General features: G+C 60.0%; 2 protein-coding genes. Both read right to left on the bottom strand.

What is annotated here, in order from left to right; all coding sequences use genetic code 11:
• Window positions 1-151 precede the first annotated feature (151 nt).
• Window positions 152-1,096 carry a chemotaxis protein CheV gene (locus PG883_RS23065; protein ID WP_270808390.1) on the bottom strand — a complete coding sequence of 315 codons (945 nt, stop codon included), beginning with the start codon at window positions 1,094-1,096 and terminating at the stop codon, window positions 152-154.
• 335 nt (window positions 1,097-1,431) lie between these two features.
• Window positions 1,432-2,532, bottom strand: coding sequence for a porin (locus tag PG883_RS23060; RefSeq protein WP_039040188.1), 1,101 nt, complete (start codon window positions 2,530-2,532; stop codon window positions 1,432-1,434).
• Window positions 2,533-2,740: the final 208 nt, after the last annotated feature.

Raw genomic sequence — 2,740 nt, 5'->3', positions numbered from 1 at the left:
TCATGTTCATAGAAAAACGCCCCAGGCCATCGAGACCCAGGGCGGTGAAGATATCAAAGACCCGTTTTCCGGTAAATCGCAATGCGGCTCCGCTTAAGTGAACAGCATTGCCCGCATGGCGGGGGCTTTTTCATGGTTCGGCGTGCCGGGTTCAACGGCCCAGGATCTGCCGCATCCGCTGCTGTGCCACGTCCACCAGCAAGTCGGGCTGGAATTTGGAGATGAAGCGATCACACCCCACCTTCTTGACCATGGCCTCGTTGAAGTTGCCGCTCAGGGAGGTATTGAGGGTGATGAAGAGATCGGACATGCGCGGATCGCTGCGCACCTCGTGAGTCAGGCGATAACCATCCATCTCCGGCATCTCGGCGTCCGTGATCATCAGCATGATCTCGTCGGTCACCTTCTTGCCCGCATCGCACCACCCCTTGAGCAACTTGAGGGCCTGCAAGCCGTCCTGGCACTCGATGACCTCGAGCCCGAGCTGGGCGAGGGTCTCGCGCACCTGGTTGCGGGCCGTGCTGGAGTCATCGACGATGAGCACCCGGCGTCCCTGCATCTGGGGCAGGATCTCCTCGTCCAGCACCTCGGACGAGATGCGCACGTCATAGGTGATGATCTCCGCCAGCACCTTCTCCACGTCGATGATCTCGACAATCTGGTCGCCCCCCCCTTCCGGGATGCGGGTAATGGCGGTGAGGTAGTTGGCACGACCCGCCGAACGGGGCGGCGGCAGTATGTCCTTCCAGGTCATGTTGACGATGTGGGCCACCTGCCCCACCAGGAATCCCTGAATGGTGCGGTTGTACTCGGTGATGATGAGGTTGGACTCCTGATCGATGACCATGGGACGCATCCCGATGGCACCGCGCAGGTTGATGACGGGGATGGAGACGCCGCGAATGTTGGCGACGCCGCTGATGTTGTGGTGGGACCCCGGCATCTTGTTCAGATGGGGCAGCTTGACCACTTCCCGCACCTTGAAGACGTTGATCGCAAACAGTTGCTGGGCACCCAAACGGAACATCAGCAGTTCCAGGCGATTCTCCCCTACAAGCTGGGTACGTTGATCCACTGAATCCAATATGCTCGCCATATAACGCCCTTACGTCCATTTCCCGAAATTGCCCCGCACCGGAGCTGCGACATGCCAACCAGCCCCGCTTTCCCTGTCGGGACAACGCAAGCCTATATAGAAATAATGAAAAGCGTCGAGGAAAGATAGGATCTTGACCACGGGGCGTGATCATCGCCCCATCACTGCCTCATGGCAAGCACAGCCACGCACCGGCCCCGACAACAAGGGTATCGACCACACGGGGCCATTGCTGAACCCCGGCGTGCCGCTCTTGTCATCCAGCGCGGTCCGCCAGCAACGAAAAGACCGGCCACATGGGCCGGTCCTGGGATGTGCAGTGCGTCTGGGACGACTTAGAAGTTGTACTGCAGGGCCACGGCGACGATGTCGTCGGTGGACTTGTTCAGGCTGTTCTTGCCGGTGGAACCCACTTCGTCCAGCAGGTTGATCTTGTAGTCCACGTAGGCATTGAAGTTGTCGGTGAAGTTGTACCAGGCACCCACGGAGACGTATTCGGTCGCGGTGTCATCGATGCCGTGAGCGCTGTCCTTCACGTCGGTACGCAGGTAGGCCAGAGAGGGCTTGAACTTCGGCGTGATGTTGTACTGCACGACCGCTTCGTAGCCATCCATCTTCTCGGCGTAACCGCGCATGGAGCCGGTGTCCACGAAGAGGTGATCTTCACCGTGGGAGTAGGTGGCGGCCATGTAGAGGTTGCCGACGGCATACTTGGCGCCCACCCCGAACAGCTTGGCGTCGTTGTCGCCGCCGAAGCTCACGTTCTCGGCCTGCTCGTCGGTCTTGCCAGCCTGGTTGTAGGCGGCACCCAGGCTCAGGCCCATGTTGAAGTCATAGTTGGCAGAGAGGGCATACCCCTCGGAAGAACCTTTCGGGCTCCAGGTGCTGTTCGGGCCGACGCGCTCGCTGCGGCTCGCGTTCTGCGGGTCGTTGTTGCCGGTGAACTGGGCACCCAGGGTCAGCCCCTGCCAGTTGTACATGTACTGGGCCAGGCCGTTGGTACGACCGGTGCCGAACACCTCGGTGTCCTTGCCCAGACCATCACCACCCCACTCCGGCAGCACGTCGGTGTAGTTGTTCACCGCCTTGGTGAACAGACCGTCCTGGCGGCCGTAGCTGAAGGCACCGAAGCGATCGTGCTTGATGCCCGCATAGGCGTAACGCAGCTCGTCGTTGTCAGAACCGGAGACCGGCAGGTTGTACTCGGCGAAGCCGAACGCGGTCAGATCCTCGTCAACCTTGGTTTCACCTGCGATGTGCAGACGCAGGTAGCTGGCATCGCCTTCGGTGGCGTTGTCATCGGTGCCGTAGTACATGCCGTTGACGCGGCCGCCGATGTCCAGTTTGGTACCATTCTGATCGTAAACGTTGGCGGCCTGTGCACCACCGGCCAGCAGCAGGCTGGAGATGGCCATCGTCAATGCTGTCTTTTTCATTGTTCTTTCCTCAGGTGTAAGCACTCTCTGTCAGACCAGAGTTCGGTCGTGATGATCGGTTGATGTGCCGATGGCCTAAGGTAGATCCGGAAACCTTGTTGACATCCTCCCCCACCTTAGCGCTTCGCGTCACAGGAGGGGGATTCCCATTACTGGGTGATAGCTGCTCGCGCAGTACCGGGTTCCTGCTTCATCGGGCGGCCTGATT

It is taken from the genome of Aeromonas sp. QDB25 (assembly GCF_027707725.1).
Taxonomy (GTDB): Bacteria; Pseudomonadota; Gammaproteobacteria; order Enterobacterales; family Aeromonadaceae; genus Aeromonas; species Aeromonas caviae.
This window is presented reverse-complemented; position numbering and strand designations above follow the sequence as displayed.

What these genes read in the sequence shown, in the direction of transcription:
- PG883_RS23065 (WP_270808390.1), bottom strand. Translation starts at nt 1,096, where the DNA reads ATGGCGAGCATATTGGATTCAGTGGATCAACGTACCCAGCTTGTAGGG.
- PG883_RS23060 (WP_039040188.1), bottom strand. Translation starts at nt 2,532, where the DNA reads ATGAAAAAGACAGCATTGACGATGGCCATCTCCAGCCTGCTGCTGGCC.